The organism is Methanoculleus sp. MH98A, assembly GCF_000691865.1.
Classification (GTDB): Archaea; Halobacteriota; Methanomicrobia; order Methanomicrobiales; family Methanoculleaceae; genus Methanoculleus.
In genome coordinates, this window is sequence record NZ_JMIO01000049.1 from 1 (window position 1) to 25,422 (window position 25,422).

The window sequence follows — 25,422 nt, forward strand, 5'->3', positions numbered from 1 at the left end:
ATGCGAATGTTTTCCCCAGCATATCGAGGGTTGTATTCTCATGCTTTGCTATCGCCTCAAGCAGCTGCGAGAACCGCGTATCAAGATCCCGACCCATGAAAAAACCCCTTTCCAGAAGATCGGAGTCGCGCGGCATTAATTTTGCCAATTACCTTTTTAGCAATCTCCTCCGGAACTGCTCTCCCTTCGAAGGTTGAGTTTGTCCCAAAAAGATCTATGAGTCTTCAGTACACTCTTATCGAAACACTTTCCTTCGAGGACTCTACCACCTGAACCATATCTGGGGTAAAAAGAGTGAAACGGCTTCCCACTGGATATCGCACCTTCGCACCTCCGGTGCTCCAACTCCGTTCCTGTCGGAACATCGCTTATCGCCACGCGGGGAGGGTACGGGAAGGTGTACCCGGCGGAACGGCGGGTGCATGAGCACCGCAAGGTGCGAACGGGTGTCCCCCTCCCGGCAAAGGTGTTTAGAACCTCACCAGTCCCCGCTTCCCGATCGCCGCCCACCCTAAAAGACACGCAACCCCGGCCGCCGCGTTGATCGCCCCGAGGCCGAAGACGAGGCTGTTCCCGAAGAGGAAGACGAGAACCATCCCGGCGCTGCCGAAGACAAGGCCAGCGCAGTTGATCAGGGCGGATGCGGAGCCGGTATCCTCCTTCTGCTGGTCGAGCATCAGGAACGCACCTCCGGGCCGCACGGCGCTCCCCATCAACGAGGCCGGGAAGAGGGCAAGGGCAAAGGCCAGCGGCCCCATGTTCCCGAAGAGGCAGACGAGGACCCCGCTGCCGACCATAGCGACGAACCCCGACGCGACGATCGAGCGGCGGCTCGCGTGCCGGGAGAGCCAGAGGTAGAGGAACGGGCCCGTTATCAGGCCGACGGCGTTGAGGGCGAAGTAGAAGCTGTACCACTGCTCCGAGAGCCCGAACCCCCCCTGGTAGATGTACGGCGATGCGGAGACGAACGCGAGCGATGCGGTGCTTACGAGCGAGAATACGACGAGGAGCGAGGCGAAACCGGGGTTTTTGAGCACGACCCCGAGCCGGCGGACGGACTGCGCCATGGTGCCGTTATACCGCGAGGGTATGGTCTCCCGGAGGAGGAGGCCGCCGGCCATCGAGACGACGCCGATGAGGGCGAGCGCCACGAAGAGGCCCCGCCACGATGTGTAGGGGAGCATGAACGCCCCGAGAACCGGGGCAACGGCGGGCGAGATGACGACCATGGACTGGACGAGCGCGAGCACCGACTCCCTCTTTCGCCCGTCGTAGACGTCCTTGACCATCGCCATAGCGACCGCGGAGGCGGCGCTGCCGCCGACGGCCTGGAGGATGCGGAAGGCGATGAGATGCCAGATATCCCACGATACCGCGCACCCGGCGCTAGCGGCGATATAGAGGGCCAGTCCGACGAGCAGGACGGGCCGTCGCCCGTACCGATCAGAGAGCGGCCCCCAGAAGAGCAGCCCGAGGCTGAAGAAGAGAAAGAAGAGGATCAGCGTCAGGTTGGTGAGAGCGGCGGAGACACCGAAGTAGTCGCCCATGCCGGGAAGGGCGGGGAGGTAGAGATCGGTCGAGAGCGGGACGAAGGCGGAGAGCAGCGCAATAAGGACGATGAGACCGCGGTCCCCGAGGTATTGCTGGGTCGGCCGGTCACTGTCGGGGGAGTGGTGCATGGAATCGTCTCTATCTCGGGTAGTGGTGCAGAAGTGGGCGTTTGCCCTTAGAACAGTATGCTGCTATGGGGATTCGAACCCCAGTCGCAGGAGTGAGAGTCCTGCATGATTGGCCGGTCTACACTATAGCAGCGCATTGCACCAACGTGCTCTAAATTATTGGCCTTTATCCTATTTAAACATGTCTTGCGCTCCGCCTTCTCCGGTCGTGCCGGCGGCCGGGCAATCCAATCCCAATACGGGCCGGAATTTTCCCAACGCTTCGTGATTTCCATCACAGACACCCATAAGTAGCTTCCCAGCATACGTGTATCGGCAGCAATGAGCAGTGTCGAAGAGCAGATACGGGAGATAGAGGACGAACTCAAGAAAACCCCGTACAACAAGGCGACCTCCAAGCACATCGGCCGCCTCAAGGCGAAACTCGCGAAGATCCGCGACGAAGCGGTAGCCCGGGCCATGGCCTCCGCCGGAGGGGGCGAGGGCTACTCCGTGAAGAAGTCGGGGGACGCCACCGTCGTCCTGGTCGGCTTCCCGTCGGTCGGAAAGAGTACGCTGCTCAACAGGCTTACCGGCGACGAACTCAGCGAGACGGCGTCCTATGCCTTCACGACCGTCTCCGTCATCCCGGGCTCGATGGAGCACCGGGGCGCGAAGATCCAGATCCTGGATATCCCCGGCCTGATCGCCGGCGCCGCCATGGGCAAGGGCCGCGGGAAAGAGGTCATCGCCGTCGTGCGGAGCGCCGACCTGATCCTTGTTCTGGTCGACGTCTTCAACGAGAAGCATACGGACGTCCTTCTCCGCGAGCTCCACGACGCCGGGATCCGGATCAACCGGGAAAAACCCGATATCACCATCAAGAAGGCCGGGAACGGCGGTATCCGGTTGAACACCGTCGGCGCCGTCGACCTCGATGTCGAGGAGATCCGCTCGATCCTCGCGGAGAACAAGATCGTCAACGCCGATGTCCTGATAAGAAACGAGGTCGGCCAGGACGATTTCATCGATGCGATGATCGGGAACCGTGTCTACGTCCCGGCGTTCATCGCGGTCAACAAGGTTGACCTGGTCGACCAGACCACCCGGGCGGAGATCGAGAAAGAACTGGCCGAACGGTTCGGCGCCCCTCCGATCATGGTCTCGGCGCACAGCGGCTACCGCATCGAAGACTTAAAAGACGCCATCTTCGAGAACCTGGGGTTCATGCGGGTCTACTTAAAGCCGGTCGGCGGCCCCGCGGATATGGACGAGCCGCTGATCATCCGGAGCCCTGCAACGGTCGAGGACGTCTGCAACCGCCTCCACCGGGACTTCGCGGACAAGTTCCGCTACGCGAAGGTCTGGGGCGAATCGGCCAAACACGACGCTCAGCGTGTCGGCATCACCCACAAACTCGCGGACGGGGACGTCCTCACCGTCGTCACCCGCCGCTGACCGTTTTTTCGAGGATGGGGAGCGGCGCATCGGTCTTTATTGCCGTTCCCGAGTAGTGTGCGCGGCTCGCCCGGTAGCCGAGGGCTACAAGCCGTTCGATGACCGTCTCGATCCCGCCGGGAGAGACCCGCAGGCGTTTTGCAATGACGTGGTAGTCGTAGTGGCTCGACGTATCGAGTTCCTGCCGGCAGGTCGCGAGCAGCCGCCCGATCCGCGCCCCGGTTCCGACCGTGACCGACGGCAGGGCTTCCTGCATCGCGGCAAGCGTCGCATCGTCGTTGATCCTCCCTGTCCAGAGAGGGCCGACCGGCACGAGGTTCGCGCCGCAGAGCGGGCACTCTTCGGGTTCGGGGAGCATCCCGGCCTGCTCCGAGCGGTAAAGGCACTGCGGGCACTGCATCACGTATCCGATTTGTGCAAGCGCCCGGTCGGCCGCCGCCGCCCCGTATCTGAGTTTGAGGTGCAGGCGGTGGAAGTGCTCGTGCGCATAGCAGAAGAGCGGTTCCACCCCGCGGTCGTACTTGATCACCTCGCGCACCACGAACCCCATCAGCGTCCGGAGGCCGACCTCGGCGTGGTACTCGGTGTTCCGGGGCCGGGAGAAGTAGCGGCGCATGCCTGCCTTCAGGTGCGCTCCGCAGAGCGGCGCGGTGTCGGTGGCGGTGACGAAGAGGTAATTCCCGGCGCTCCGTGCCGCGGAGTCGACGAACGGCGCCGGCGTCCCGAAGGGGTCGAGGTCGACGGCGTCGAACGTTCTCCCGCTCATCAGCACGTTCGCATCCCCGTGGGTGACCTCGGCGGCGAGACCCAGCGCCTCCACGTTTCGTCGGGCAAGGTCGACCGCTTTCGCGTTCCAGTCGTTGATCGTCACCGGTATCCCGGCCTCGTGCGCCACTCTGAGCCCCCGCACACCGGACGCACCCATCGCGTCGAGGTAACTCTGTGGCTTCAGCACGGCGAGCAGGAGGACGGTGGCGTCCCGGTTCATCTCCATGCGCGTGTTATAAAAGACCGGGCCGCTTCCCGGCGGGAACTGGGTGCGAGGATCCTGTCTGGGCACGAAAAAACTGGTTCTCCCTTCGGTAACCTCGACAACGTCCATGCTTCCCGAAAAGATGGATGCTCGATACCCTTATACCTTCTCATGAGCAATACTCTTACTCCGAAGTATGGGCTTGTGGCCTAGCCAGGATATGGCGTCAGCCTCCTAAGCTGAATGCCGGGGGTTCGAATCCCCCCAAGCCCGTTTCTTCTCTCAATTCTGTTCCGGAAGAATCCTCTGGTTATTTATCCTCCCCCCGAGAACCTAACTCTTCGAGAATGAGCGTCTCCGCATTCATCCGGATTACCCGTCCGCACAACGCCGTCGTTGCCGGCCTTACCGCGCTCATCGGCTATCTCATCGCCACCGGGACGCTCACGCCGCCGTCGCTCCTGCTCGCCGTGATCGTCGCGCTCATCACCGCCGGCGGGAACGTCATCAACGATGTTCGCGACGTTGAGATCGACCGGATCAACCGCCCCGACCGTCCCATACCGGCGGGAGAGATCAGCCTTGCCGGTGCAAGGGCGTATGCAGCGGCGCTCTTTATCGGTGGTATCGCGATTGCCACCCTGACGCCGCCGCTCTGCCTTGCGATCGCCATCATAAATTCAGTCATCCTCATCGTATACGCTGTCCGGCTGAAGCGCACCCCCGTCCTCGGCAACGTGGCCGTCGCCTACCTGGCGGGGAGCGTCTTCCTCTTCGGCGGAGCGTTTGCGGGCATCGAGGGGCTCGTCCGGAACCTCTCGCTCGCGGCGATCACGTTCCTCGCGACCATCGCACGGGAACTTCTAAAGGATGCGGAAGACGTCGACGGGGATGCGGCGGGAGGCGCACGCACCCTTCCCATGATCGTCGGCGTCCGGAGGACGGGAATACTCGCGTTCGCCTGCGCCTGCGGCGCCGTTGCGGTAAGCATTCTCCCCTCCGGCGACTGGTGGGGCCTCTTTTATCTCGCCGGCATCGGGGTCGTGGATCTCGTCATCCTCTTCGGGGCCTTCCGGGGTCTTTCATGCACGACGCCGGGCTGCGTCCGGGAGTCAAATGCGACGTCGATCCTGCGGGCGGGTATGTTCGCCGCGCTTGCGGTCTTTGCGATTGCCGCGGTGATATGATCGGGGGAACTTCAGTATTTCAATATTTTCATCCGGCTGGATTGGGGACTATTGATATCCGGGATGGATAGAAACAGGGGAGGGGGGATGCTGCCCCCCACCTGACGGTGGTCGAGCTCCGTTCCTTCGCACCTGCGGTGCTCACGCTCCGGTTCTTACGAACCATCGCGCTTCGGAACGTCGCAAATCGCACCTAACGGTGCTCACGCTCGCTTCGCTCGCACCTCAAAGCCTAACGGCTTCTCGTGCTCCGTTCCTGTCGGAACATCGCACTCCGCGTCGGCCTCTCGAAGAACTTCGTTCTTCTCATGCTCCTGCTCGAAGACGCTTCCGCGTCTTCTTAAGCTCCGGACGTTGTCCGTCGCACCCTTCGACCAGTCGCACTCCCCAATGGCGATGTCCATCACGGTCCACTGCACGGGGAGAACCTGGGGAAGAACCGTACACGGCTTTCTGTGGATATCCTCACGCACTGCCCCCGCCCCTTGGGGCGGGGGAGGAGGCCGAAGGCCGGGCGGGGTGGGGGCTATCGATAGAGCCTTACGCGATAGAGACAGGGGAGGGGGATGCTCCCCCTCCCCGTCGGCCCCTCCCCCCATGGCGATGTCCATCACGGTCCACTGGATGGGAAGGCACTGGAAAAGGGTGGAGTCCCGGCCCGCTCTCCCGGGACGGCTTTCCCCTGGCTATCGCCACGCATTGCCTCCGGCCCTGGCCGGGGGGGTGAGTAGTGTCCGGCGGATAGGGACCGGCAAAAAAAATATCCTCCCTTCCAATGTCCAGAACAGTGCACTGATAATTTTATCTGGTTACGGGCCGAGCTGTTATCCAGGAGATCTTCATGAAAGTTTACCGGCACGGGGACACGTATATAGCACCGAAAGGTTCCTTTTTTGACGGAAACGTGAAGATAGATGGGAATTTCATCACCCCTCCTGAGACGCACGTCTGGGGCAATATGGTCGTTGCCGGCCGCCTCGAACTCGGACCCGGCTCGACGGTCGGCGGGTTCATCGAGGCCGAGAGCATCGTCGTCGGCCATGACGTCAAGATAAAAGGGCCTGTCAGGGTTCTGGAGACCGCCACCATCTGCGACAACGCGAGCCTCCATTCGATCAAGGCGGGGGGCAACGTCACCCTCCGACCAGGGGTCGATGTCGGTGCCGTGAACAGCGACGAGACGATCTTCGTCTACGGCAAGGTCACGAGCGAGCGTCTATTCGGCAGGGCCGTGAAAGTCTACGGAACCTGACGGGGGTTTGATGCCGAGCAGGGCGGCATCTCTCACCGCGGTCCAGTCCGCTATCGTCTCCACACACCCGTCTTTTAAGGTCACGACGCCGATAGCGATGATCCCTATCCGATCGGACATATCGATTCCGTCTTTTACTTCCATGAGGCAGCCGACGCCGATGATCGCCCGCGGGTGATACTTCTTGACCATCCGTTTGATGAACGTCGAGCCCGGGACGATGAATACCCGGTACCCGAGTTTCTCGAGCCACACCGTGTTCTCCCCGACCGAACAACGGCCGCAGTTGCGGCATTTGAGGCCTTCCGGCGTCAGGTGTGCCGGACACTGCGCCGACCGCAGGCACTGGGGCAGGAAGACCGCCCGCTGCTCCACAGGGGTCTCGGAGAAGGCCTTTGTGTTCATGGTGTTCCTGAGCGTTATGAAGAACGTGATGAGATCTTTGTCGTCCAGCCCGAGGAGTTTGCAGAACGCCTTCACGAGCCCCTCTAAAAGGACCATGCCGGGTATCAGGATCCTCGGCAGGTAGAACTTCCCCCTGGTGATCGAGGCGGCGGCGATGATCGCGAGGGTTATTGCGGCAAGCACCATCCCGAGGAGGAAAAAGAACGTGACCTCCCCGATGAGGGTCATCAACTGGATCCAGATCTCGGAATCGAAGAGACTCATGGTTGGTTCTCCCTAGTTTTCCCGACCAGCCGGAAGGACTCCGTATACGGCGGCCGGAGCACCCCGATCTCGGTGACGATTGCGTCGACGAGGTCGAGCGGCGTGGCGTCGAAGGCATAGTTGAGCACTTTTACGTCGTCGGGCACGAGTTGCACGTCGCCGCAGTATGCGAGTTCGGAGCGGTCACGCTCTTCAACGGTGATATCCGTTTCCCTGCGGGAGAGGTCGAACGTGGAGACCGGCGCCGCGACGTAGAAGGGTATGCCGTGGTGGCGGGCGGTAACGGCGTGCATATACGTCCCGATCTTGTTGAAGACCGCGTCCTGAGTGATCCGGTCGGCGCCGACGACGACGAGGTCGATCATCCCCTTCCGCATCAGGTATGCCGCCGACGAGTCGGGGATGAGGGTCACGTCGACCCCGTCCCGGGCAAGTTCCCAGCAGGTGAGCCTTGAGCCCTGGTTGAGCGGCCGGGTCTCGCAGGCGATCACCCGCACGCTCTTCCCGGCGTCAATCGCCGACCGGATCGTTCCGAGCGCCGTTCCCCGGCACCGGCAGGCGAGCGCTCCCGCGTTGCAGTGCGTGAGCACCGTGCATCTCTCCGGGAAGAGTTCTTCGCCGAACCCGCCGAGCCTCCGGCAGGTCAGTTCGTCCTCTTCTGCGACGGCGTTCGCTTCGGCGACCGCTATGATCTTCGCCTCCGCGACCGATGCGGCCACAGCCATTTTCCGTTGCACGCGGTCGATTCCCCACGCGAGGTTGACCGCGGTCGGGCGGGTACCCGCGAGAAGGTCTCCCGCCCGGCCGACCTCGTCGAGGAACCGCTTGAGATCCGTCTCGTTGCTGCGGACGGCGGCGAGCGCCACGCCCATCGCGCCGGCAATCCCGAGCGCCGGGGCTCCCCGGATCTCAAGCCTCCGGATTGCCCGGGCGAGGTCGTCGACGTTTGCACACCGCATCTGCTCGTACCGGCCGGGGAGCAGGGTCTGGTCGATATAGAGGATGCACTCGTTCTCTGCATCCCACGCGATGGTGTAAGGCTCTTCCCCTTCCAGCATGCTCATCCCACCCTGATCGTGTCGAGATATGCCCGCATCGCCGCCGCCTCGCCCATTGCGACGGAGTCGGGGATGTCCCTCGGCGCGGTGGCGGTTCCCGCCACGTAGATCCCGGGCTTCACCGTGAGCACGGGACCGACTTTCTGGTCGGCGACCCCGAAGAACCCGGACTCGTCCCGCGGGATGCCGAGCATCCGGGCCACCTCATCCGCTCCGGGGGCTGGTTCGAGCCCGACGGAGAGCACCACCAGGTCCGGGTGGAACGTCTCCAGCTCGCCGGTCTCGGTGTTCTCAGCGGTCATCATCAGGCTGCCGTTCTCCTGGAGCACCTCGCCGGGAAACCCGCGGGCGAACCGGACCCCGAGACTCTTCGCCCGCTCGTAATATTCCTCGTAGCCCTTGCCGTATGCCCGGATGTCGTTATAGAAGATGGTGACCTCGATATCGGGGTTCTTCTCCCGGATAAGTATGGCATTCTTCATCGCGTACATGCAGCAGACCCCGGAGCAGTAGGGGCGGCCGATGGAGATGTCGCGGGAGCCGACGCACTGGACGAACGCCACGCTCCGGGGCGGCCTGCCGTTTGAGAGCCTCTTGAGTTTGCCCCCCGTCGGGCCGCTCGCGTTGATCATCCGCTCGAACTCCAGGCTCGTGATGACGTCGGGGATAATGAGGTAGCGGAATTGCGTCTTGTTTCTGGCATCGAACGTCGCATAACCGGTCGCGACGACGATGCTTGCCGCCTCTATCTCAAGCAGGCGCTCTTCATCCTCGCGGAGGATTGCCTCTTTTCCGCAAACGTCGTAGCAGAGCCCGCACTCGATGCAGTGCTCCTGGTCCTTGATGACGATGTCGGGAACCGCCTGGGCGTGGGGTTTGTAGATCGCCTTACGGACGCCGATGCCGGCGTCGAACCGGTTGTAGACCTCCACCGGACAGATCGCGACGCAGTCCCCGCAGCCGTTGCACTCGTTCTCGAGGATGTAGCGGGGGTGCTTTCGGACCCGGACGCGGAAGTTCCCCACCTCGCCCTCGATCCCCTCGACCTCGGAGCAGGTGTGGATGGTGACATTCGGGTGCCGGGCCACCTCGACCATCTTCGGAGAGAGGATGCACATCGAACAGTCGTTCGTGGGGAACGTCTTGTCGAGCTGGGCCATATGCCCCCCGATGGTCGGTTCGCGCTCGATGAGGTGGACGTGGATGTCGTGGTCGGCGAGGTCGAGCGCCGCCTGGATGCCCGCGACCCCGGCGCCGATGACGGCGACCTCAGTCATGGCGGTAACTCCCTGCGAGTTTGACGTATTCATGCGCGTTGTGGAGGACGCCCTCCTGCTGCTCGGGCGTCGTCTCCCTGACCACTTTTCCGGGAACGCCGAGGACGAGCGAGTTCGACGGGATCTCCTTTCCTTCGGTCACCACCGCGCCGGCGCCGATGATGGAACCCTCGCCCACCACCGCGCCGTTCAGGACGACGGCACCCATCCCGACGAGCACCCGGTCGCGAATGGTGCAGCCGTGCAGGATGGCGCCGTGGCCGACCGAGACCTCCGCACCGATGGTGACCGGAAACCCGGGCGTGGTGTGGACGACGGCGTTGTCCTGGATATTCGAGCCCGCTTCGACCGTGATCGTATCCCGATCCCCCCGGACCACGGCGCCGAACCATACGCTCACGTCGTCGCCGAGGCTCACGTCTCCGATGACTGTTGCGTTCTCTGCGATAAAGACGCGGTTCCCCACAACCGTTCCGCTCTCCATAGTGAGTCTACTATTGGTTGCGGCGATACAAAATGTTCTCCATCGTGGGTGAGGGAGGGGCGGGTGGGTTTGGTGAGGGACGGGAGGCGAGGAGGCAGACCGGGAGATTGATTGTCGGGACCCGGCATGGGGGTGCTCACGTTCCTGTATTTTGGACAGTCGCTCACAACCATCCACGGATTTCGAGGGGATATCGCGACTGGGGGAACGACGCTCCGGAGAACGACTGTCCGCAGGATGCGAGGGCCCGCAGGGTGCGACGTTCCGACGGAACGGAGCAGGAGCACCGAAGGTGCAGGGCCGGAGCTTGAGAAACCCGAAGGGTTTCGGACAGGAGTTCGAGAAGACCGAAGGTCTTTGAGGAGCGGAGTTCGAGCACCGAAGGTGCGAGGTGGGGCTGACGGGGAGGGCGACGTTCCGATACGCGACGGTTCGTTAGAACCGGAGCGTGAGCACCGGAGATGCCAGGTGCCTAGTCCTGCGGTTCCTCGTCCGCCTACCTGAAACCCCTCCCCCGCCCCCCACCAACCGATCACTACCCATAAAACCCCTCGCGGCAAACGCCTCTGGATGAAAGTGATGGTCGGGGGGACGTTCGATCCCCTGCATGCCGGGCACCGGAAACTCCTCGCCCGTTCCTTCGAGCTCGCCGGGCCTGATGGAGAGGTGACCATCGGGCTGACGACCGAAGAGTTTGCCGGTGCAAAGGTGCACCCCGTCCACACGTATCGGGAACGGCTGGAAACCATCACGTCATTTATTCGGGAGCGGGGCTACACCGCAACGTGGAAGGTCGAGCCGCTCGTCGACCGCTACGGCAGCGCCCTCGACGCGGACTTCGATATCCTCGTCGTCTCCGAGGAGACCTTCCCGGTCGCCGTGGAGATCAACGAACGCCGGCGCGAGCGCGGGAAAAGAAAAGTGGATCTTCACGAGATCTCGTGCGTCCTCGCCGAAGACGGCCGGCGGATCTCGAGCACCCGGATCTGCCGGGGAGAGATCGACCGGCACGGCCGCCTGATCAGATGATGTGGTTCGCGATATCGTCCTTGATCAGCCAGTCGCAATAGAGGCAATGCAGCCCTTTATCGAGCACTTCGAACGTGCTCTCCACAGGCTCGTCCGTGTTCGTGATGCAGCCGGGGTTCGGGCACCGGACCACGCCCCTGATGACCTCCGGGATCTCCACGCCCTTCTTCTCCACGACCTTGTAGTTCCTGATGATGTTGATCTTCGCCTGCGGCGCAAGCAGGGCGATCCGGTCGACCTCCTCCGTGCGGAGCTCGCGGTTCTCTATCTTGACGATATCCTTCTTCCTCATCCGTTTGCTCTCGACGTTCGTCGCGATGCTCAGGCATTCCCGGGTCGACCCGGTGATACCGAGGATCCGCAGGACGTTCAGCGCCTCGCCGGCCGTGATATGGTCGATGACGGTTCCGTTCTTGATGGGGCTGACGAGCAGCCCCCGTGACGGGTCTTTCGCGCTCATTTCATCACCTCGTGGAGGAGCGCCATCCTGATGGGCACGCCGTTCCTCGCCTGCTCGAAGTAGCGCGCGTACGGCGTGCGGTCCACCGCGGGGTCGATCTCGCCGGCGCGCGGGAGCGGGTGGAGGATCATCAGCCGCTCCTTCACGCCGTCGAGAAGGTCGGTCGTGATCCGGTAACTGGACGCGACGTTGTAGTAGGATGCCGAGTCCGGGAACCGTTCGCGCTGGATTCTCGTCACGTAGAGGACGTCGAGTTCCCGGATCGCCTCCTCGACGTTCGGGTGCTCGACGACCTCCATGCCGCGCTCCCTGAGTTCGAGGGCGATGTTTGCCGGCATCTCGAGCCCCACGGGTGCGATGGTATGCAGCGTGACGCCGTAGAGGGAGAGGGCGAGCGCCAGCGAGTGCGCAGTCCTGCCGTAGCGGAGATCCCCTAAAAGCCCGACGTCGATCCCATCGACCGGCATCGACTGCCTGATGGTGTAGAGGTCGAGCAGCGTCTGGCTCGGGTGCTGCCCCGCGCCGTCGCCGGCGTTGATGACCGGCACCGTGGCGAACTCGCTTGCCAGCCGTGCCGCCCCCTCCTTCGGGTGGCGGAGCACGATGGCGTCCGCGTAGCCGCTCACCACCCGGATGGTGTCCGCGAGCGTCTCTCCCTTGACGATGGAACTCGCCTCAACGGAATCGACGCTGATCGACTGTCCGCCGAGCCGGGCCATGGCCGTCGCAAACGACATCCTTGTCCTGGTGCTGGGCTCGAAGAAGAGAAGCGCCACGAGTTTATCGTCAAGCGTTCCGGCTGGTACTTGCCGGCATCGAACTCCTGCGCCCGATCGAGCAGATAATCGAGATCGCTTCTTTCAAAATCGCGGATTGAGATAATGTGGTACATCGTGCGGCTACCTTCCGGGGCTTTTCATCCGGCGTAGGCGCCCGGATTGTTCCGCCCCTCTTCTCTCCTGAATAGTGGTTCGCCGCGCACCCACTAAATACCTTTTTTTCGGGTGCGTGCCCTACCTCCATGATAACCTTTGTCACCTTCGCCCGCCTCATACTATTTCAGGAGTTGAAGTGCATGTCTGAAGAGAATGTAGAGTACGCACCCGAAGTCTGCTGCCACTGTGAGGGGGCCGGGTGCATGTACTGCAACAAAAAAGGCACCGTGATGGTGGCGCAGCCCTCGCAGAAGTGCAGACACTGCGACGGGGACTGCTGCATCTACTGCGGCTACACCGGGTGGGAACGTCCGCTGAAGGAATACTAACTCTATTTTCGCGCGACCGTGATGTAGCCGCTGTGGGCAACCCTGGTCGAGGGCCGGGTTCCCCGGGCGGAGCGCGTCAGTTCCCGTTCCATGCACTCGTAGCAGTGGACGTCCCGGAAAAGCGGCGTTGCGGCATCGAGCGCGACGAACGTGTGCTCGAGGAACGGCGTGTAGCAGGAGAGATAGCCGCCGGGCGAAAGGAGCGAGAAGGCGTGCTCCACGTGCGCCGGGGTTATCGTGAGGTCGAGGTGAACGACGTCGAACTCGCCGGTCGCTTCGAGCATATCGGCCGCGACCACCTCGACGTTCTCGAGGCGGGCGTTTTTGATGTTCTTTTCCGCAAGTTTGGCAAACTCCGGGCGCACCTCGTAGGTCTTCACGCTGCGGGCAATCTTTCCGAAGTAGATCGCGGCGACCCCGCTCCCGGTTCCGGCGTCCAGGACACGGTCGTCACGGTTCATCCCCGTGTAGGCGATCACCGTTCCGATGTCCTTGGGGAGCATGGGCGCTCCGCTCCGTTTTGCGTGGACGAAGAAGTCGGTCGGCCGGGGGCGCAGCACGGTGAACGGGACGTTGAGGTGGGTCCGGATCTCGTCTCCCGGGTTCATGCCCGCGAGGGCCCCGAGATCGATCATCCCCCGGTCGGTGGAGAACTGCCCCTCGCCCGCCGTCACGAAGTACTCGCGGTCCTCGCCGACGAGCAGGAGGCGTTCGCCGATCTCGATCATTGCTGCGCGAGTTTCAGGATCGCTTCGGCGATGTCGCCGCGGGTTTCGACGAGCGCTGCCCTCGCGGCCTCCTCGGTTGCCCCGGTCTGGGATGCGACGAGAGCGACATCGTCGTCGGGTATCTCCGGGACGGCCTCCTCGAACCGGGCCTCCCCCGTGAGCTGGTAGGTGGTGACCCCCTGCATGGTGGTCGCGACGACCTGGGCATCGTCGAAGACGTAGTTTCCCGCGGGCGTGTAGATGACGACCTTCTCGACGCCCTCGATCTCCTCCATCTCCATGCCCATCTGCTTCATCATCTGCTTCATCTTTTTCGGGTTCATCTTTCCTGGAAACATTCGGATCCCCTTCCCTGCCGTACTTTTACCGCTACACCGTAATTAAATGCCAGCATCTCCCGCCCGGAGAGCAAAGCCGCCCCGGTGGCGAGGAGCACGTCGCCCGCCGTCACCACCAGCACCTCGTCTCCTGCGCGGATGCCCTCGTCGGCAACGACGACGTGTTTCGCCATCGCGTTCTTCCCGTCCGCGACGAACGGCGCCACGTCTTCCTGCACCGCCACCCGGTAGGCCGGGGGGGCCAGATGGGCGCAAAGTCGCGCCGCTGCGGTTATCCCGAGGGTCAGGCGGCCATCCTGTGCGCGAACGGTCGCAAGTCTCTCCTTTCCTATGCGCACCTGGCGGATGCGTCCGGTCGTGGAGAACTGGAAGTTACATTCGTCGGGGAAGATCGCAACTCCGGCCCCGGCGCCGAACTGGAAGTCAGCTATCGTCCGGATCCGCCGAAGCGAACTGTCGTTTGAGTATTCGGTTGACACTATCAACAAACTCCTCTTCTGTATCGTGGGGGATGAATGCCCCGGCGGCGATCCGGTGCCCGCCGCCTGCGCCGCCCGCTCCGGCGGCCGCCTCGACGAGCGCTTTCTGCAGGTCGACCCCGCGGCCGAGCGCCCACTCGTTCGTCCGCATCGAGACTTTCGTCACCTCCGGCTCGTCCACCATCGCGGCGAGCACCATCATGGGCTTCTTCCAGTTTAGTTTGGAGAGCGCCATCCCCGCCCCGATCCCGACGATGGTGTCGGGGAACCGGTCGCCGGTGTGGATGTACTGGAGGTGGGATAACTCGGTCACCCCGGCATCGAGGATGTACTGGAGCAGGTCGCGGATGACCGATCGGTGGTGGGCGAGCATGTGCTCCGCGTCGCGGTAGGCCTCCCCGCGCTCCCCGCGGCAGATGCTGCTCCCTATCCGAGGTTTCGCCCACCGGCCGCAGGCGTTTAAGAGGGTGGCGTACTCGGAGGCGTTCCGGAGCGGTGTGCGCTCCGGCTCGTCGGGGAAGATGTAGGTCTCGGCGAGCAGGCGGTCGGTCTCCCTCCCGTGGGCGATGAGCTGCTGGGCGAGGGCGCTGATGATCGTGCGCCGGTCCTCGAACGGGAGTTCTTCCCAGACGAGCCACCCGCCCCGCGGGTTCTTCAGTTCGACGCCGAGCCTCTCGAGGAACCGGAGTGCTGCGTTCGTGTTGTTCGAGATCCCGTCGATGTAGGGGTCGTCGCAGTAGCCGAGGCAGACGTGGACCGGGCGGGTGGACGTCCCGTAGCAGTTCAGGTCATGGTCCTGCACGATGATGTTGCCGTACTCCACGCCGTCCCGGACGATCTCGCGTGCCGGGCCGACCAGCCCGCAGTTCTCCCGGGCCATCATGTCCCCGACGTTCCCGATGACGGCGAGTTTGGCGAGGTCGATGGCTGTCGGGTCGATTGCCTTCGCGACCAGGTACGCGATCCCGGCGGCGCTCATCCGGGTGATGCCGTGATCGAGGCTGTTCACCTGGGGGTAGGCCGTGCCGCAGGGCTGGCCGACGTGGTGGTCGAGGATCAGGACTTCGTCGCTGGAGAGGCCGTGTTCCTCGAGAAGGTTCTGCTGCCCGGCGCCGAGGTCGGCAAAGAGTTTCAGGGACCCGTCCTTTGGGACATGGCGCATCGCCATCGGTTCGAGCTGGCGGACGAAGACGGATTCGACAGCCATGCCCTCGCGGACGAGCGCCTGCGCGAGGATCGCCTCCGTGCTGATGCCGTCGGCGTCGATGTGGGAGATGATCGTCACCGAGTCCGCATCGCAGATTAGATCCGCCGCTCTCCGCACATCGTTCTCGAGGCTCATCTCCATAGTAGTGGGTGGTGAAGGGTCAATAATGCATGGGGGTGTGAGGGGTTGACGATGTTCGAGAGGTGGATGCAGGCAGGATCCCATGAGGGAGGGGCTCAAGCCCGTTTGATCGTGCAAACCTGTGCACGGATTCCCACCGGCAACGCCCGGGAACTGCCCCCGCCCAGCAGGAAGGGGGAGGAGGCCGGAGGCCTTCGAGTGGGGGCACAGGTACAGTCTTGCGGGTAGAGACAGGGGAGGGGGTCTTGCCCCCTCGCACCTAACGGTGCTCAAGCTCGCTTCGCTCGCACTCTCCGTCAGCCCCACCCCCAACGGCGATACCCCCACGGTCCACCGTCCGAGAAGATGTTAGAGGAAGTGCGGCGTCCCGGCCCGCTCCGGGGTTACGGATTTCGTGGGAGTATCGCCACGCACTGCCCGCCCCCTTGGGGGCGGGAGGAGCGCGAAGCGCGGGCGGTGGGGGTCACAAGTAGAGCTTTATGAGATAAAGACAGGGGAGGGGGGATGCTCCCCCTCGAAGACCTTCGGTCTTCTCATGCTCACTCCGTTCGCACCTCGCACCTGACGGTGGTCGAGCGCCGGTTCTTCGCACCTTCGGTGCTCACGCTCCAGTTCTAGTGAACTGTCGCTCCTGCGGACGGTCGTTCCCCCAATGGCGATATCCGGTGGGAATCCGTGTATGGGCATGTGCAACCGAGAATGAGCGTAAGCACCAGTGGGTGTCGCCTGTCGACGCCGCTTTAAACCAACAGCCTCCCCCGGCGCATCCCCGGTCAGAAACTAAAACTATCTATGAAAGAAACGCCAAGCACCGATCAGACAACGCTCCTGGAGGTACAGAACATGGCAACAAACGATATGCGGGAGTTTCTGGAGACCGGCGTTATCGACGTCGGCCGGATGAGAGCGGTCGAAGGGAACGCCGTTGCGCTCGGCCAGCCGTCGCTTTTGATGATGGAGAGCGCCGGCCGGGCGGTCGCGGATGCCGTCCTCGCCCGCAGCCCCTCCCGCGTCCTCATCCTCTGCGGGAGGGGGAACAACGGCGGCGACGGGATGGTGGCGGCCCGCTACCTCCAGCACCTCGACGCAATCGACGTCGTCTACCCCGACTGCGGCTCGATGACCTCCTCGGCCGCCGCCCAGCTCGCTCTCCTCCGGCACTGCTCTGTTGCCCTCCACCCCGTCCGGTGCGCCTCTGACACCGAGGCCCTCTCCCGCCTCTTTAACGAGGCAGACGTCATCGTCGATGCGATGCTCGGCACCGGGGCGTCGGGTGCGGTGCGGGAGCCGCTTGCGTCCCTCGTTGCCCGGGCGAACGCGAGCGATGCCCCGATCGTTGCCGTCGACATCCCCACCCCCGGCATCCGTGCGAGCCGGATCCTCTCGTTCCACCGGCCGAAGGTGGAGGGCGCGGACGTCGCGGAAATCGGCATCCCGCTCGAGGCGGAGATATTCACCGGCCCCGGAGATCTCACGCTCGTCCCGGCCCGGGCGTCCGGGGCCCACAAAGGCGCCGGCGGCGAGGTGCTCGTCGTCGGGGGCGGCCCCTACCAGGGAGCGCCCTACATCGCGGCGATGGGTGCGCTTCGCGCCGGGGCGGATATCGTGCGGGTCGCCTCCCCCGCGTACGTCCCCATGCCCGACCTGATCTACGAGCGCCTGGAGGGGAAGGCAATCACCGTTGATCATCTGGAGACGATCCTCTCCCTCGTTGACCGGGCGGACGTGGTCGTCTGCGGCATGGGCCTCGGAAAGGAGAGCCACGATGTCGTGCTCGCCGTTGCGGAGGCGGCGAAGCGGGCGGTCTTCGATGCCGATGCGCTTTCCCGCCCCCTGCCGGCGGCGAAGGAGACGATCTACACCCCGCACGCGGGCGAGTTCGCCCGGATGACCGGAGCGGAGCCCCCGGCGGACCTTGCGGCGCGCGGCCGGTGCGCGAAGGCCGCCGCGACGGCGGGGACCATCCTGCTCAAGGGCCCGGTCGATGTCGTATCCGACGGGTCGCGGGTCAGGTTCAACCGGACCGGAACTCCCGCCATGACCACCGGGGGGACGGGCGACCTGCTCGCCGGCATCGCCGGTGCGCTCTTCTGCCGGATCCCCGCGTTCGAGGCCGCCTGCATCGCCGCGTACGTCAACGGCAGGGCCGGCATGCTCGCCGCAGAAGAGCGTGGGGAGGGCATGCTCGCCACCGATATGCCCAGCTACATCCCGGAAGTTCTCTTCCGGCACCCCGCACCCGAATGACCTGCCGATAGCCGCCTTCTTTTATCCCCTGAAAAAGAGAAGATCTCCTGCGATACACATGAACGAGTCCGGCGAACACGGCAAGACCCCGGTTTTCACCCACATCGAGAACGACCGCGCACAGATGGTGGATATCTCGGCAAAGAGCGAGGTCACCCGGGAAGCGGTTGCGAGCGGCAGGATTTACCTTCGGAGCGAGACCCTCCGGGCCATCTGGGGAGGGACCGCGGTCAAGGGCAACGTTTTAGCGACCGCACGGGTGGCGGCAACCCTCGCGGTGAAAGACACGCCGCGCCTCATCCCCATGTGCCACCCCATACCGCTCGGTGGCATCACCATCGACTTCGAAGAAGGCGACGGCTACATCGAGGCGATCGCCCGCGTGAAGTCCTACGGGCGGACCGGCGTCGAGATGGAAGCGCTCACCGGCGTCTCCGTCGCCCTTCTCACTGTCTGGGACATGGTCAAGTCGGCGGAGAAAGACGAGAACGGACAGTATCCGGTCACCCGGATGGATGCCATCCGCGTCGTGGAGAAACGTAAAGGGGTCTAGGTCTTCCTGCAGGCAGGGGGGAGGCAATCCTTTATTTGCGCTCCCGTCAACCTGTTAGGAACCACGGGATACGTCCCGAAAAGGAATGTGGCGGAAACGCTGAACCTGAGGTGATTCTAAACATGGCAAAATCGATGTATGCCTACGTACGCGAGGCATGGAAACGGCCCGACCGGTCGGAAGTGAAAGCCCTCCTCTGGGAGCGGCTCCAGACCTGGCGGCGCGAAGGGAGTATCGTGCGCGTGGAGCACCCGACCCGGATCGACCGGGCCCGGTCGCTCGGTTACAAGGCCAAGCAGGGAATCGTCGTCGTGCGGGTCAAGATCCGCCGCGGCGGCCGGAGGAAGCCCCGGTACACCCGCGGGCGCAGATCCGCACGCATGGGCATGCGCCGGCTGACTCCCGCAAAGAGCCTGCAGCGCATGGCCGAGGAGCGCGCATCCCGCAAGTTCCCGAACATGGAGGCCCTGAACTCCTACTGGGTCGGTGAGGACGGCCGCTCCAAGTGGTTCGAGGTCATCATGGTCGACGGGCACCACCCCTCGATCAAGAGCGACCGCAACCTCGCGTGGCTGGCGAACCCGGTTCACCGGGGCCGGGCGGAACGCGGCAAGACCTCCGCCGGCATGAAGGGGCGCGGGATGCGGACGCGCGGACGTGGAACCGAGAAGACGCGCCCGAGCATCCGTTCCCACGCGAACCGCGGCAAATAAATACCCTTTTTTTCATACGGCCTACCCACGATGAAGATCACAGATGCCGGTATACATCCCTATCCTGCCGGTGACTCGACGGTTGCGCGAATGACGCTCGAGGCGGCAGGACTCGGGTTCGATAGCGCCGTCGTTATCGGAGATGCCGTGCATCGGTCTTCCGGCGCCGAGGTTCTCCGGGGTGCCGTGATCGGTGCTGCGTCCGTAAAAGAGGTCCTGAAGCGAGTGCGCGATCCCGCCGTCCGGCGTGCCGACGTCGTCTACGTCGATGCCGGGGAGATCGCCTTCAACCGTGCGGTCGTCGCGGTGAAAGAGGTGAACGTCGTCAGGAGCATCCATGCCACCCGGAGAAACGCCTTCGATCACGTCGCCGCACGGACGGCGGCAGAGCGGGGCGTGGCGGTGGACATCTCGATGGCTCCCATCGTTCACCTCCGCGGGACGAAGCGCCAGAAGGCGCTACAGCGGTATGCGGACGTCCTCTCGCTGCAGCGGCGATACGGCTTTCCACTGACGATATCGTCCGATGCCCGCTCGATACTCGGGCAGCGGTCGGTTCGCGAGCTTCGCGGTCTCTGCGCACTCTTCGGCATGACCGGGGCGGAAGTGACCGAAGCGCTCTCGTCCGTCGGCCGGATCATCGAGCCGCACCGATCCGTGAGGGTGGTAAAATGAGGCCGCGACCCCCGGCGATGCGGACGAAGCGGCGCTACATCCTGGCGCGAATCCTTCCTTACGGGGCGTGGGTAGACCAGAAACAGGTATACTTCGCGGTCATCGAGGCCGCGACCTCGCTCCTCGGCGATGCGGCCGTCGGTCTTGCGCAGCCCGCGGTGGTCTTCTGCGAAGGAGGGTACGTCGTCGTCCGGTGCCGGCGGGGAACGGAGAAGGATATTGCCGTCGCGCTTGCAACGGTCACCTCGGTCGCCGACGAGCGGATCGCGCTCCGGACGGTCGCCACCTCGGGGACAATCCACGCACTGCGGCGCCGGATGAAACCTATCCGGCATCTCTCCGGGGACGAGGAAGTGAAGGTCGGGGAAACTTATTTCGCGGTCTATCGCTATCCGCGTCAAAAGGTTGATTTGGTTGAAAAAGGTATTAAGCATCAGAAGTCATTGTTTTTCACCGAAGCCGATTTGGAGGAACGATAATGCAACCACAATATCAGATGGGATATGACCGGGCAATCACGGTGTTCAGCCCGGACGGAAGACTTTACCAGGTCGAGTACGCCAGAGAAGCGGTGAAAAGGGGCACGACGGCCGTCGGAATCAAGTGCAGCGAAGGCGTCGTGCTGATTGTCGATAAACGGGTGACGTCCCGGCTCCTCGAACCGGTTTCCATCGAGAAGATCTTCAAGATCGACGCGCATATCGGCGTTGCGTCCTCCGGCCTCGTCGGCGATGCGCGGTCTCTCGTGGACCGGGCGCGGGTTGAGTCCCAGATCAACCGCGTCTCCTACAACGAGCCGATAAACGTCGAGATCCTCGCCAAAAAACTCTGCGACCACATGCAGACCTACACCCAGTTCGGCGGTGCACGTCCCTACGGAACCGCTCTCCTGATCGCAGGAGTCAGCGACGGGGAGGCACGGCTCTTCGAGACCGATCCGAGCGGCACGCTGCTCGAGTACAAGGCGACCGGGATCGGAACCGGACGTCCTGCGGTCATAAAGACCTTCGAGGACGAGTACCAGGAGGATGCGGACTTCTCCGGCGCCATCAGGCTTGGAATCAAGGCCCTGCACGCCGCGACGGAGGGCAAGCTCGACGTGAGCGCCATCGAGATCGGCGTCGTCTCCATCGAGACCGGGGAGTTCCGGAAGATGGAGAAGGATGAGGTAAAGGCATACGTCGACCAGTTCGAAGAGTGAGCGTCATCCGTATGATCCCTCTCGACCAGGCAGTAGTAGCACGGCTTGAAAGTTACGGAGAACGGTTCGAGGTCCTTGTCGACCCCAACCAGGCCATGCGCATCCGGCAGGGCGAAGACGTCGACCTGGAGGAGGTCGTTGCCGCCGATTCCATCTTTTCGAACGCTGCCCATGCCGAACGGGCCTCCGAGGAGGCTCTCCTGAAAGTCTTCAAGACGACCGAGTTCGAGCAGGCAGCACTCCGGATCATCCGGAAGGGCGAGATCCATCTTACGGCGGAACAGCGCCGGCACCTCATCGCGGAGAAGCGGAACCGGGTCGTCACGTTCATCGCGAGGAATGCCGTCAACCCGCAGTCCGGGTTCCCTCACCCCCCGCAGCGCATCGAGCTTGCGATGGAAGAGGCGCGGGTGAGCATCGACCCCTTCAAGTCCGTCGAGGAGCAGGTCAAAGACGTGGTCAAGGCGCTCCGCCCGCTTCTCCCCATCCGGTTCGAGGAGATCCGGGTCGCCGTGAAGATCCCGGCGGATTATGCCGCGAGAGCCTACGAGATCACGACCGCAGGATCGCTCGAGCAGGAAGAGTGGCAGAAGGACGGATCCTGGATCGCGGTCGTCAAAATTCCGGCGGGCATCCAGGAGGAGTTCTACGACCTGGTGAACAAGGTTTCCAAGGGGAATGCAGAGACCCGGATCGTCGAACGGATGTCGTGATTAACTATATTAATCGACAGCACAAAAATTAGAGGACATACAAGAGGTACGCGAAATGGCAAGTCGCAAACAGAGTGCAAAGGGCAGGGTAGTCGGAAGTTCCGGGCGTTTCGGCCCGAGGTACGGCCGGTTTATCCGGAAGAGAGTCAACCAGATCGAGAAGGTCTCCCGCGCGAGCCATGCGTGCCCCCGTTGCGACCAGAAAGCGGTCAAGCGTGAGGGAACAGGCATCTGGACGTGCCGCAAGTGCGGGTTCAAGTTTGCAGGCGGCAGCTATGTCCCGGAGACGCCGGCGATGCGCGTCGCCGCGCGGAGCATCGAGCGGTCGCTGCAGAAGGAGGGTTAATCGGTCGTGGCTGCCTATAAGTGCGCTCGCTGTAAACAAAAAGTAGAAATCGACGTCAATATACGCTGCCCCTACTGTGGGCACCGCATCCTTTTCAAGGAACGCGGAGCCGGAATAAAAGATCTGAAGGCTCGATGACGGTCGTCACGACGTCACGCAAACCCGCTCCCGAGGTGCGCACCCTTGCGCGGGATCTGGCGTTCTCGATCGGCGCCGAGTACGTCACCCGCGGCAAAGCGGGCATGGGCGACCTTTTTTCCCTTGACGGATCGGTTCTGGTCGTCTCGAAATCCGGTCCTTTTTTTCTGATTTTGGTATATGACGGCGGAGAGCCTGTGGTGGAGATCCGTGTCAGGTCGTTTGCCGTCGAAGAGCGGCCCGGCGCGATCGCCCGCGGGCTCTTCGTCTCGGATCGCCCCGTGTACGAGGCGCTCAAGGATCGCGTCGATGTCGCGTTTGCCGGTGAATCCCTTACGGGACACCGGATCGTCTTTGACGGAACGCAGCGGAGACGTTACGTCCTGAAGGTGGCCTCATGATGCATACGGCTCATTTCCGGTTCGCGACCCCCGATGCCCGTGCTCTCTACCTCTCCATCTGCCAGGAGATGGGCGACGTGGGCGACCGGTCGTCCGTCCGGGTCGGGCTCGCGGACGACGATACGCTCGTCCTCGAGGTGGCTGCCTCCGATATACCCGCGCTCCGGGCGGCCCTGAACACCTGGCTGCGGCTGATCACCATAGCCGTCGAGATGCGGGAGCTTGCCGTCCCGTCCGATGCGGCCCCGTTGGGGCGCGAGACGGGAACCCCTCCTTTGAACCCTCACATTTAAAGGCCTTCACGCCCCTATCATGTAGAGAAAGGGCAGGGTGCCGGGAAGGCCGCTGTCCGCCACCCGAAATATCGTTACCGATCTTCGTCTCATTCGAGGAGTAGATGAATATGGAAAACATCCCGCCAAAAGTACAGAATCAGCTGGCGATGCTCCAGCAGATGCAGCAGCAGATCCAGACCGTGGTATCGCAGAAAGGGCAGTATGAACTGACGATCCGCGAGGCCAGGCGCGCGGTCGAGGACCTGGCCGACGTCCCCGAGGATGCGGCGGTCTTCATGAACGTCGGCAGCGTCATGATGCAGAAGAGCAAGGAGCAGGTGCTCGCGTCCTTGAACGAGCGTATCGAGACGCTCGAACTCCGCGTCAAGTCGCTCGAAAAGCAGGAGAAGGCGCTGCAGGGCAGGTTCGAGCAGTTATCCTCGCAGATCAGGGGAGCGCTGGAGGGTAAACAGCAGCCTCCCGGCCCCGCCTGATCCGTCAACTTTTTTGAAAAAGGCCTTTCTTGAAATTCTCTCTGACTCACGCGAAGCCGCGAAGAGCGATGGGCGGAACGCCCGGAGTTTGAGCACCACAGGTGCGAAGAACGCGAAGGAGGTTGTCAATGCCCATCCAGACTTCGCGCCTTCGCGTCTTCGCGCGAGGCCACATCACCGATGATTCGACTTTGGTGATGTATGGATAATCCGGAGACCTCTATGGGTAACCGGGCTTATCCAGAGGTTGACCCGAAAAAGGAGTGAGTCGCTCACTCCTCGCGGTCGAGTTTGTGCGTCCGGCATACGAGGTTGATCGCGTTGATCACCGCCTCGACCGATGCGAGGATGATGTCGTCGCTTGAGGCGCTGGCATCGAAGACCCGGCCCCGCTCGTCCTCGACGGAGATGGTGACGTGCCCGAGAGCATCGGTGCCCCCGGAGATCGCCTCGATGTTGAACTCTTTGAGCTGCACCGGGGCCGGGATGATCCCGAGGATCGCCCGCACGGCCGCGTCCACCGGGCCGTTGCCGATGCTCGAGAAGGTGTGCTCGACTCCGTCGACGGTCGCCCTGACGCTCGCTGTCGGGATGGCGTGGTTGCCGGTCATAATGGCGACGTCCTGGAGCTCCAGGGTCTTCTCGTCGGGCGCGAGCTGCATGACGCTCTCCGCGATCTCGTAGAGGTCCGCGTCCGTTACCCGCTTGCCCTTCCCGGCAACCGCTTTCACCCGCAGGACGATCTCGTCGAGCTGCGCGTCGGCGGGCTCCATGTGCACCTCGGCGAGCATCTGCTTGACCGCATGCCTCCCGGCGTGTTTGCCGAGTTTCAGCCTGCGCCGGTGCCCGACCATCTCCGGCGTCATGATTCCCGGTTCGAACGTGTCCGACCGGGTGATGACGCCGTGGGAGTGGATCCCGCTCTCGTGGGCAAAGGCGTTCTCGCCGACGATGGGCTGCGTTGCCGGGATGCTCATCCCCGCGTAGCGGGAGACAAGCCTTGAAGTCTCGACGAGGCCGGTCGTCCGGATGCCGGTATCGATACCGTAGATGGACGAGAGCGCCATCACCGTCTGCGCGAGGTCGGCGTTGCCCGCCCGCTCTCCGATGCCGTTCACCGTCACCTGCACCTGGGAGGCGCCGGCCTCGACCGCCGCGATGGTGTTCGCCACCGCAAGCCCGAAGTCGTTGTGGCAGTGGACGTCGATCGGGCAGTTCACCTCGCGGTCGATCCGCTCGATGAGGTGCTTCATGGCCGTCGGGGTGATCACCCCGACCGTGTCGGGCACGTTGATGATTGTCGCTCCGGCGTCCACCGCAACGCGGTATACCTCCATCAGGTAATCCCAGTCGGTCCTCGTGGCGTCCATCGCGGAGAACATGCACCGGTCGACGTGGTCGCGAGCATACGCGATGATATCGCCGGTGGCCTCGAGGACCTGCTCGCGGGTCTTTTTGATGGTGTACTCGCGCTGGACGTCGGAGGTCGGGATGAAGACGTGGACCATGTCGACGCCGCAGTCGATGCACGCATCCACATCGGCCCGGATCGACCGCGCAAGCCCGCAGACCTGTGCGGAGAGCCCGAGATTCGTGATGGCCCGGACTATCTCGCGTTCGGCATCCGAGGATGCGGGAAAGCCCGCTTCGATGGCGTGGACTCCTATTCCGGAGAGCTGTTCTGCAATACCGAGCTTCTCTTCGAGCGTGAACGAGATGCCCGGTGTTTGTTCACCGTCGCGCAGTGTGGTGTCGAAAACAGTGACGTTCTTGTTCGCACGGCTATCGGTGAAGAAGACAGTACGCTTCAGCGTTCCTAGGTGCTTCAGCGTTTGTAGGGTTCATACGTACTCGTTATCCGAGGTTGTATATAAAGAATAACGTCCGCGTTGCACCGTTCTCTGCAAATGCTGCGAAATGTTTAATAACAACTCGATCTAACATTATTAGAGCAGAGACCCGCCTTAACTCAGACTGGTAGAGTGCGCGGCTGTAGTATAGTCT

30 protein-coding genes, 2 tRNA genes and 1 pseudogene are annotated in these 25,422 nt (G+C 63.1%); 18 read left to right on the top strand and 15 right to left on the bottom strand.

Features of this window, described 5'->3' with window-relative positions:
* Window positions 1-470: 470 nt before the first annotated feature.
* Both EI28_RS07645 and EI28_RS07650 read right to left on the bottom strand, forming a co-directional pair.
* Window positions 471-1,679 carry a Bcr/CflA family efflux MFS transporter gene (locus tag EI28_RS07645; RefSeq protein WP_048114017.1) on the bottom strand — a complete coding sequence of 403 codons (1,209 nt, stop codon included), beginning with the start codon at window positions 1,677-1,679 and terminating at the stop codon, window positions 471-473.
* 58 nt (window positions 1,680-1,737) lie between these two features.
* A tRNA-Glu gene (locus EI28_RS07650) sits at window positions 1,738-1,812 on the bottom strand.
* A 188-nt stretch (window positions 1,813-2,000) separates the two neighbouring features.
* On the opposite strand from EI28_RS07650, the gene EI28_RS07655 reads away from it, so the two are divergent.
* A complete protein-coding gene (locus EI28_RS07655; RefSeq protein WP_048114019.1) occupies window positions 2,001-3,116 on the top strand; it encodes a GTP-binding protein in 1,116 nt (371 codons plus the stop codon).
* Here the strand turns inward: EI28_RS07655 and EI28_RS07660 are convergent.
* Window positions 3,103-4,218, bottom strand: a complete 1,116-nt coding sequence (locus EI28_RS07660) for a tRNA (guanine(10)-N(2))-dimethyltransferase (RefSeq protein ID WP_048114021.1) — start codon at window positions 4,216-4,218, stop codon at window positions 3,103-3,105. The two genes, EI28_RS07655 and EI28_RS07660, sit on opposite strands and share 14 nt — an antisense overlap.
* A gap of 69 nt (window positions 4,219-4,287) precedes the next feature.
* On the opposite strand from EI28_RS07660, the gene EI28_RS07665 reads away from it, so the two are divergent.
* Together EI28_RS07665 and EI28_RS07670 are read left to right on the top strand one after the other, a co-directional pair.
* A tRNA-Arg gene (locus EI28_RS07665) sits at window positions 4,288-4,362 on the top strand.
* 74 nt (window positions 4,363-4,436) lie between these two features.
* Window positions 4,437-5,276, top strand: coding sequence for a geranylgeranylglycerol-phosphate geranylgeranyltransferase (locus tag EI28_RS07670; protein WP_048114023.1), 840 nt, complete (start codon window positions 4,437-4,439; stop codon window positions 5,274-5,276).
* Between the two features lie 203 nt (window positions 5,277-5,479).
* Here the strand turns inward: EI28_RS07670 and EI28_RS07675 are convergent, their stop codons facing one another.
* Window positions 5,480-5,680, bottom strand: coding sequence for a hypothetical protein (locus EI28_RS07675; protein WP_231476644.1), 201 nt, complete (start codon window positions 5,678-5,680; stop codon window positions 5,480-5,482).
* A 500-nt stretch (window positions 5,681-6,180) separates the two neighbouring features.
* On the opposite strand from EI28_RS07675, the gene EI28_RS07680 reads away from it, so the two are divergent.
* Window positions 6,181-6,528 carry a polymer-forming cytoskeletal protein gene (locus EI28_RS07680; RefSeq protein WP_231476645.1) on the top strand — a complete coding sequence of 116 codons (348 nt, stop codon included), beginning with the start codon at window positions 6,181-6,183 and terminating at the stop codon, window positions 6,526-6,528.
* Here the strand turns inward: EI28_RS07680 and EI28_RS07685 are convergent.
* From EI28_RS07685 to EI28_RS07700, 4 genes are read right to left on the bottom strand one after another with little or no spacing between them, the layout of a single operon-like run.
* Window positions 6,493-7,197 (bottom strand): DUF116 domain-containing protein, encoded by a 705-nt coding sequence (locus EI28_RS07685; RefSeq protein ID WP_048114027.1) that lies wholly within the window; start codon window positions 7,195-7,197, stop codon window positions 6,493-6,495. The genes EI28_RS07680 and EI28_RS07685 overlap by 36 nt on opposite strands.
* Window positions 7,194-8,255, bottom strand: coding sequence for an S-methyl-5-thioribose-1-phosphate isomerase (gene mtnA, locus EI28_RS07690; protein WP_048114029.1), 1,062 nt, complete (start codon window positions 8,253-8,255; stop codon window positions 7,194-7,196). The genes EI28_RS07685 and mtnA overlap by 4 nt, the downstream gene beginning before the upstream one ends.
* A 2-nt stretch (window positions 8,256-8,257) precedes the next feature.
* Complete coding sequence (locus tag EI28_RS07695) at window positions 8,258-9,532, bottom strand: CoB--CoM heterodisulfide reductase iron-sulfur subunit A family protein (protein WP_052379700.1); 1,275 nt, start codon at window positions 9,530-9,532, stop codon at window positions 8,258-8,260.
* The gene (locus EI28_RS07700; RefSeq protein WP_048114031.1) at window positions 9,525-10,016 is read right to left on the bottom strand and encodes a gamma carbonic anhydrase family protein; all 492 of its coding nucleotides are present in this window, start codon (window positions 10,014-10,016) and stop codon (window positions 9,525-9,527) included. Before EI28_RS07700 ends, EI28_RS07695 begins: the two co-directional genes overlap by 8 nt.
* A 570-nt stretch (window positions 10,017-10,586) precedes the next feature.
* On the opposite strand from EI28_RS07700, the gene EI28_RS07705 reads away from it, so the two are divergent.
* A complete protein-coding gene (locus EI28_RS07705) occupies window positions 10,587-11,045 on the top strand; it encodes a phosphopantetheine adenylyltransferase (RefSeq protein ID WP_048114033.1) in 459 nt (152 codons plus the stop codon).
* Here the strand turns inward: EI28_RS07705 and pyrI are convergent.
* Window positions 11,038-11,505, bottom strand: a complete 468-nt coding sequence (gene pyrI, locus EI28_RS07710; protein ID WP_048114035.1) for an aspartate carbamoyltransferase regulatory subunit — start codon at window positions 11,503-11,505, stop codon at window positions 11,038-11,040. The two genes, EI28_RS07705 and pyrI, sit on opposite strands and share 8 nt — an antisense overlap.
* Window positions 11,502-12,397, bottom strand: a pseudogene (pyrB, locus tag EI28_RS07715) (aspartate carbamoyltransferase). Before pyrB ends, pyrI begins: the two are co-directional and overlap by 4 nt.
* A 183-nt stretch (window positions 12,398-12,580) precedes the next feature.
* Here pyrB and EI28_RS07720 point away from each other — a divergent pair.
* Entirely contained in the window at window positions 12,581-12,769 is a 189-nt protein-coding gene (locus EI28_RS07720) for a hypothetical protein (RefSeq protein WP_048114058.1), read from the top strand.
* A 2-nt stretch (window positions 12,770-12,771) separates the two neighbouring features.
* On the opposite strand, the gene EI28_RS07725 is transcribed toward EI28_RS07720, so the two are convergent.
* From EI28_RS07725 to EI28_RS07740, 4 genes are read right to left on the bottom strand one after another with little or no spacing between them, the layout of a single operon-like run.
* The gene (locus EI28_RS07725; RefSeq protein ID WP_048114037.1) at window positions 12,772-13,497 is read right to left on the bottom strand and encodes a methyltransferase domain-containing protein; all 726 of its coding nucleotides are present in this window, start codon (window positions 13,495-13,497) and stop codon (window positions 12,772-12,774) included.
* Window positions 13,494-13,835 (bottom strand): nascent polypeptide-associated complex protein, encoded by a 342-nt coding sequence (locus tag EI28_RS07730; RefSeq protein ID WP_048114039.1) that lies wholly within the window; start codon window positions 13,833-13,835, stop codon window positions 13,494-13,496. The genes EI28_RS07725 and EI28_RS07730 overlap by 4 nt, the downstream gene beginning before the upstream one ends.
* A complete protein-coding gene (locus EI28_RS07735; protein ID WP_048114041.1) occupies window positions 13,817-14,314 on the bottom strand; it encodes a PUA domain-containing protein in 498 nt (165 codons plus the stop codon). Before EI28_RS07735 ends, EI28_RS07730 begins: the two co-directional genes overlap by 19 nt.
* Entirely contained in the window at window positions 14,259-15,656 is a 1,398-nt protein-coding gene (locus EI28_RS07740; RefSeq protein ID WP_048114059.1) for a DHH family phosphoesterase, read from the bottom strand. Before EI28_RS07740 ends, EI28_RS07735 begins: the two co-directional genes overlap by 56 nt.
* A gap of 849 nt (window positions 15,657-16,505) precedes the next feature.
* Between EI28_RS07740 and EI28_RS07745 the strand changes: the two genes are divergently transcribed.
* The 12 genes from EI28_RS07745 to EI28_RS07795 all read left to right on the top strand — a co-directional run bounded on the left by EI28_RS07745 (window position 16,506) and on the right by EI28_RS07795 (window position 23,418).
* Window positions 16,506-17,909, top strand: coding sequence for a bifunctional ADP-dependent NAD(P)H-hydrate dehydratase/NAD(P)H-hydrate epimerase (locus tag EI28_RS07745; RefSeq protein ID WP_048114061.1), 1,404 nt, complete (start codon window positions 16,506-16,508; stop codon window positions 17,907-17,909).
* Window positions 17,910-17,967: 58 nt separating this feature from the next.
* Window positions 17,968-18,462: a cyclic pyranopterin monophosphate synthase MoaC gene (moaC, locus tag EI28_RS07750; RefSeq protein ID WP_048114043.1), complete on the top strand. Its 495-nt coding sequence runs from the start codon at window positions 17,968-17,970 to the stop codon at window positions 18,460-18,462.
* Between the two features lie 122 nt (window positions 18,463-18,584).
* Complete coding sequence (locus EI28_RS07755; RefSeq protein WP_048114045.1) at window positions 18,585-19,175, top strand: 50S ribosomal protein L15e; 591 nt, start codon at window positions 18,585-18,587, stop codon at window positions 19,173-19,175.
* 30 nt (window positions 19,176-19,205) lie between these two features.
* Window positions 19,206-19,850, top strand: coding sequence for an RNase P subunit p30 family protein (locus EI28_RS07760; RefSeq protein ID WP_048114047.1), 645 nt, complete (start codon window positions 19,206-19,208; stop codon window positions 19,848-19,850).
* Window positions 19,847-20,329: an Rpp14/Pop5 family protein gene (locus EI28_RS07765; protein WP_048114049.1), complete on the top strand. Its 483-nt coding sequence runs from the start codon at window positions 19,847-19,849 to the stop codon at window positions 20,327-20,329. Before EI28_RS07760 ends, EI28_RS07765 begins: the two co-directional genes overlap by 4 nt.
* A complete protein-coding gene (gene psmA / locus EI28_RS07770) occupies window positions 20,329-21,051 on the top strand; it encodes an archaeal proteasome endopeptidase complex subunit alpha (protein ID WP_011844516.1) in 723 nt (240 codons plus the stop codon). The genes EI28_RS07765 and psmA overlap by 1 nt, the downstream gene beginning before the upstream one ends.
* A gap of 11 nt (window positions 21,052-21,062) precedes the next feature.
* Complete coding sequence (locus tag EI28_RS07775; RefSeq protein WP_048114063.1) at window positions 21,063-21,764, top strand: ribosome assembly factor SBDS; 702 nt, start codon at window positions 21,063-21,065, stop codon at window positions 21,762-21,764.
* 55 nt (window positions 21,765-21,819) lie between these two features.
* Window positions 21,820-22,110, top strand: a complete 291-nt coding sequence (locus tag EI28_RS07780) for a 50S ribosomal protein L37ae (RefSeq protein WP_011844514.1) — start codon at window positions 21,820-21,822, stop codon at window positions 22,108-22,110.
* A 6-nt stretch (window positions 22,111-22,116) separates the two neighbouring features.
* Complete coding sequence (locus EI28_RS13495) at window positions 22,117-22,248, top strand: DNA-directed RNA polymerase subunit P (RefSeq protein ID WP_011844513.1); 132 nt, start codon at window positions 22,117-22,119, stop codon at window positions 22,246-22,248.
* Window positions 22,245-22,649 (top strand): hypothetical protein, encoded by a 405-nt coding sequence (locus EI28_RS07785; protein ID WP_048114052.1) that lies wholly within the window; start codon window positions 22,245-22,247, stop codon window positions 22,647-22,649. Before EI28_RS13495 ends, EI28_RS07785 begins: the two co-directional genes overlap by 4 nt.
* Window positions 22,646-22,942 carry a KEOPS complex subunit Pcc1 gene (locus EI28_RS07790; protein WP_048114054.1) on the top strand — a complete coding sequence of 99 codons (297 nt, stop codon included), beginning with the start codon at window positions 22,646-22,648 and terminating at the stop codon, window positions 22,940-22,942. The genes EI28_RS07785 and EI28_RS07790 overlap by 4 nt, the downstream gene beginning before the upstream one ends.
* 110 nt (window positions 22,943-23,052) lie before the next feature.
* Entirely contained in the window at window positions 23,053-23,418 is a 366-nt protein-coding gene (locus EI28_RS07795; RefSeq protein WP_048114055.1) for a prefoldin subunit beta, read from the top strand.
* A 272-nt stretch (window positions 23,419-23,690) separates the two neighbouring features.
* On the opposite strand, the gene EI28_RS07800 is transcribed toward EI28_RS07795, so the two are convergent.
* Complete coding sequence (locus EI28_RS07800; protein WP_048114056.1) at window positions 23,691-25,229, bottom strand: 2-isopropylmalate synthase; 1,539 nt, start codon at window positions 25,227-25,229, stop codon at window positions 23,691-23,693.
* Window positions 25,230-25,422: the final 193 nt, after the last annotated feature.

Bases quoted from the DNA above. Each gene is read 5' to 3' on its own strand.
- EI28_RS07745 (WP_048114061.1), top strand. From the start codon at position 16,506: ATGGCAACAAACGATATGCGGGAGTTTCTGGAGACCGGCGTTATCGAC.
- EI28_RS07795 (WP_048114055.1), top strand. From the start codon at position 23,053: ATGGAAAACATCCCGCCAAAAGTACAGAATCAGCTGGCGATGCTCCAG.
- moaC (WP_048114043.1), top strand. From the start codon at position 17,968: ATGAACGAGTCCGGCGAACACGGCAAGACCCCGGTTTTCACCCACATC.
- EI28_RS07700 (WP_048114031.1), bottom strand. From the start codon at position 10,016: ATGGAGAGCGGAACGGTTGTGGGGAACCGCGTCTTTATCGCAGAGAAC.
- EI28_RS07785 (WP_048114052.1), top strand. From the start codon at position 22,245: ATGACGGTCGTCACGACGTCACGCAAACCCGCTCCCGAGGTGCGCACC.
- pyrI (WP_048114035.1), bottom strand. From the start codon at position 11,505: ATGAGCGCGAAAGACCCGTCACGGGGGCTGCTCGTCAGCCCCATCAAG.
- EI28_RS07725 (WP_048114037.1), bottom strand. From the start codon at position 13,497: ATGATCGAGATCGGCGAACGCCTCCTGCTCGTCGGCGAGGACCGCGAG.
- EI28_RS07775 (WP_048114063.1), top strand. From the start codon at position 21,063: ATGATCCCTCTCGACCAGGCAGTAGTAGCACGGCTTGAAAGTTACGGA.
- EI28_RS07720 (WP_048114058.1), top strand. From the start codon at position 12,581: ATGTCTGAAGAGAATGTAGAGTACGCACCCGAAGTCTGCTGCCACTGT.
- EI28_RS07655 (WP_048114019.1), top strand. From the start codon at position 2,001: ATGAGCAGTGTCGAAGAGCAGATACGGGAGATAGAGGACGAACTCAAG.
- EI28_RS07755 (WP_048114045.1), top strand. From the start codon at position 18,585: ATGGCAAAATCGATGTATGCCTACGTACGCGAGGCATGGAAACGGCCC.
- EI28_RS07685 (WP_048114027.1), bottom strand. From the start codon at position 7,197: ATGAGTCTCTTCGATTCCGAGATCTGGATCCAGTTGATGACCCTCATC.
- psmA (WP_011844516.1), top strand. From the start codon at position 20,329: ATGCAACCACAATATCAGATGGGATATGACCGGGCAATCACGGTGTTC.
- EI28_RS07670 (WP_048114023.1), top strand. From the start codon at position 4,437: ATGAGCGTCTCCGCATTCATCCGGATTACCCGTCCGCACAACGCCGTC.
- EI28_RS07760 (WP_048114047.1), top strand. From the start codon at position 19,206: ATGAAGATCACAGATGCCGGTATACATCCCTATCCTGCCGGTGACTCG.
- EI28_RS07705 (WP_048114033.1), top strand. From the start codon at position 10,587: ATGAAAGTGATGGTCGGGGGGACGTTCGATCCCCTGCATGCCGGGCAC.
- EI28_RS07740 (WP_048114059.1), bottom strand. From the start codon at position 15,656: ATGAGCCTCGAGAACGATGTGCGGAGAGCGGCGGATCTAATCTGCGAT.
- EI28_RS07790 (WP_048114054.1), top strand. From the start codon at position 22,646: ATGATGCATACGGCTCATTTCCGGTTCGCGACCCCCGATGCCCGTGCT.
- EI28_RS07780 (WP_011844514.1), top strand. From the start codon at position 21,820: ATGGCAAGTCGCAAACAGAGTGCAAAGGGCAGGGTAGTCGGAAGTTCC.
- EI28_RS07675 (WP_231476644.1), bottom strand. From the start codon at position 5,680: ATGGACATCGCCATTGGGGAGTGCGACTGGTCGAAGGGTGCGACGGAC.
- EI28_RS07765 (WP_048114049.1), top strand. From the start codon at position 19,847: ATGAGGCCGCGACCCCCGGCGATGCGGACGAAGCGGCGCTACATCCTG.
- EI28_RS07645 (WP_048114017.1), bottom strand. From the start codon at position 1,679: ATGCACCACTCCCCCGACAGTGACCGGCCGACCCAGCAATACCTCGGG.
- EI28_RS07730 (WP_048114039.1), bottom strand. From the start codon at position 13,835: ATGTTTCCAGGAAAGATGAACCCGAAAAAGATGAAGCAGATGATGAAG.
- EI28_RS07695 (WP_052379700.1), bottom strand. From the start codon at position 9,532: ATGACTGAGGTCGCCGTCATCGGCGCCGGGGTCGCGGGCATCCAGGCG.
- EI28_RS07660 (WP_048114021.1), bottom strand. From the start codon at position 4,218: ATGGACGTTGTCGAGGTTACCGAAGGGAGAACCAGTTTTTTCGTGCCC.
- mtnA (WP_048114029.1), bottom strand. From the start codon at position 8,255: ATGCTGGAAGGGGAAGAGCCTTACACCATCGCGTGGGATGCAGAGAAC.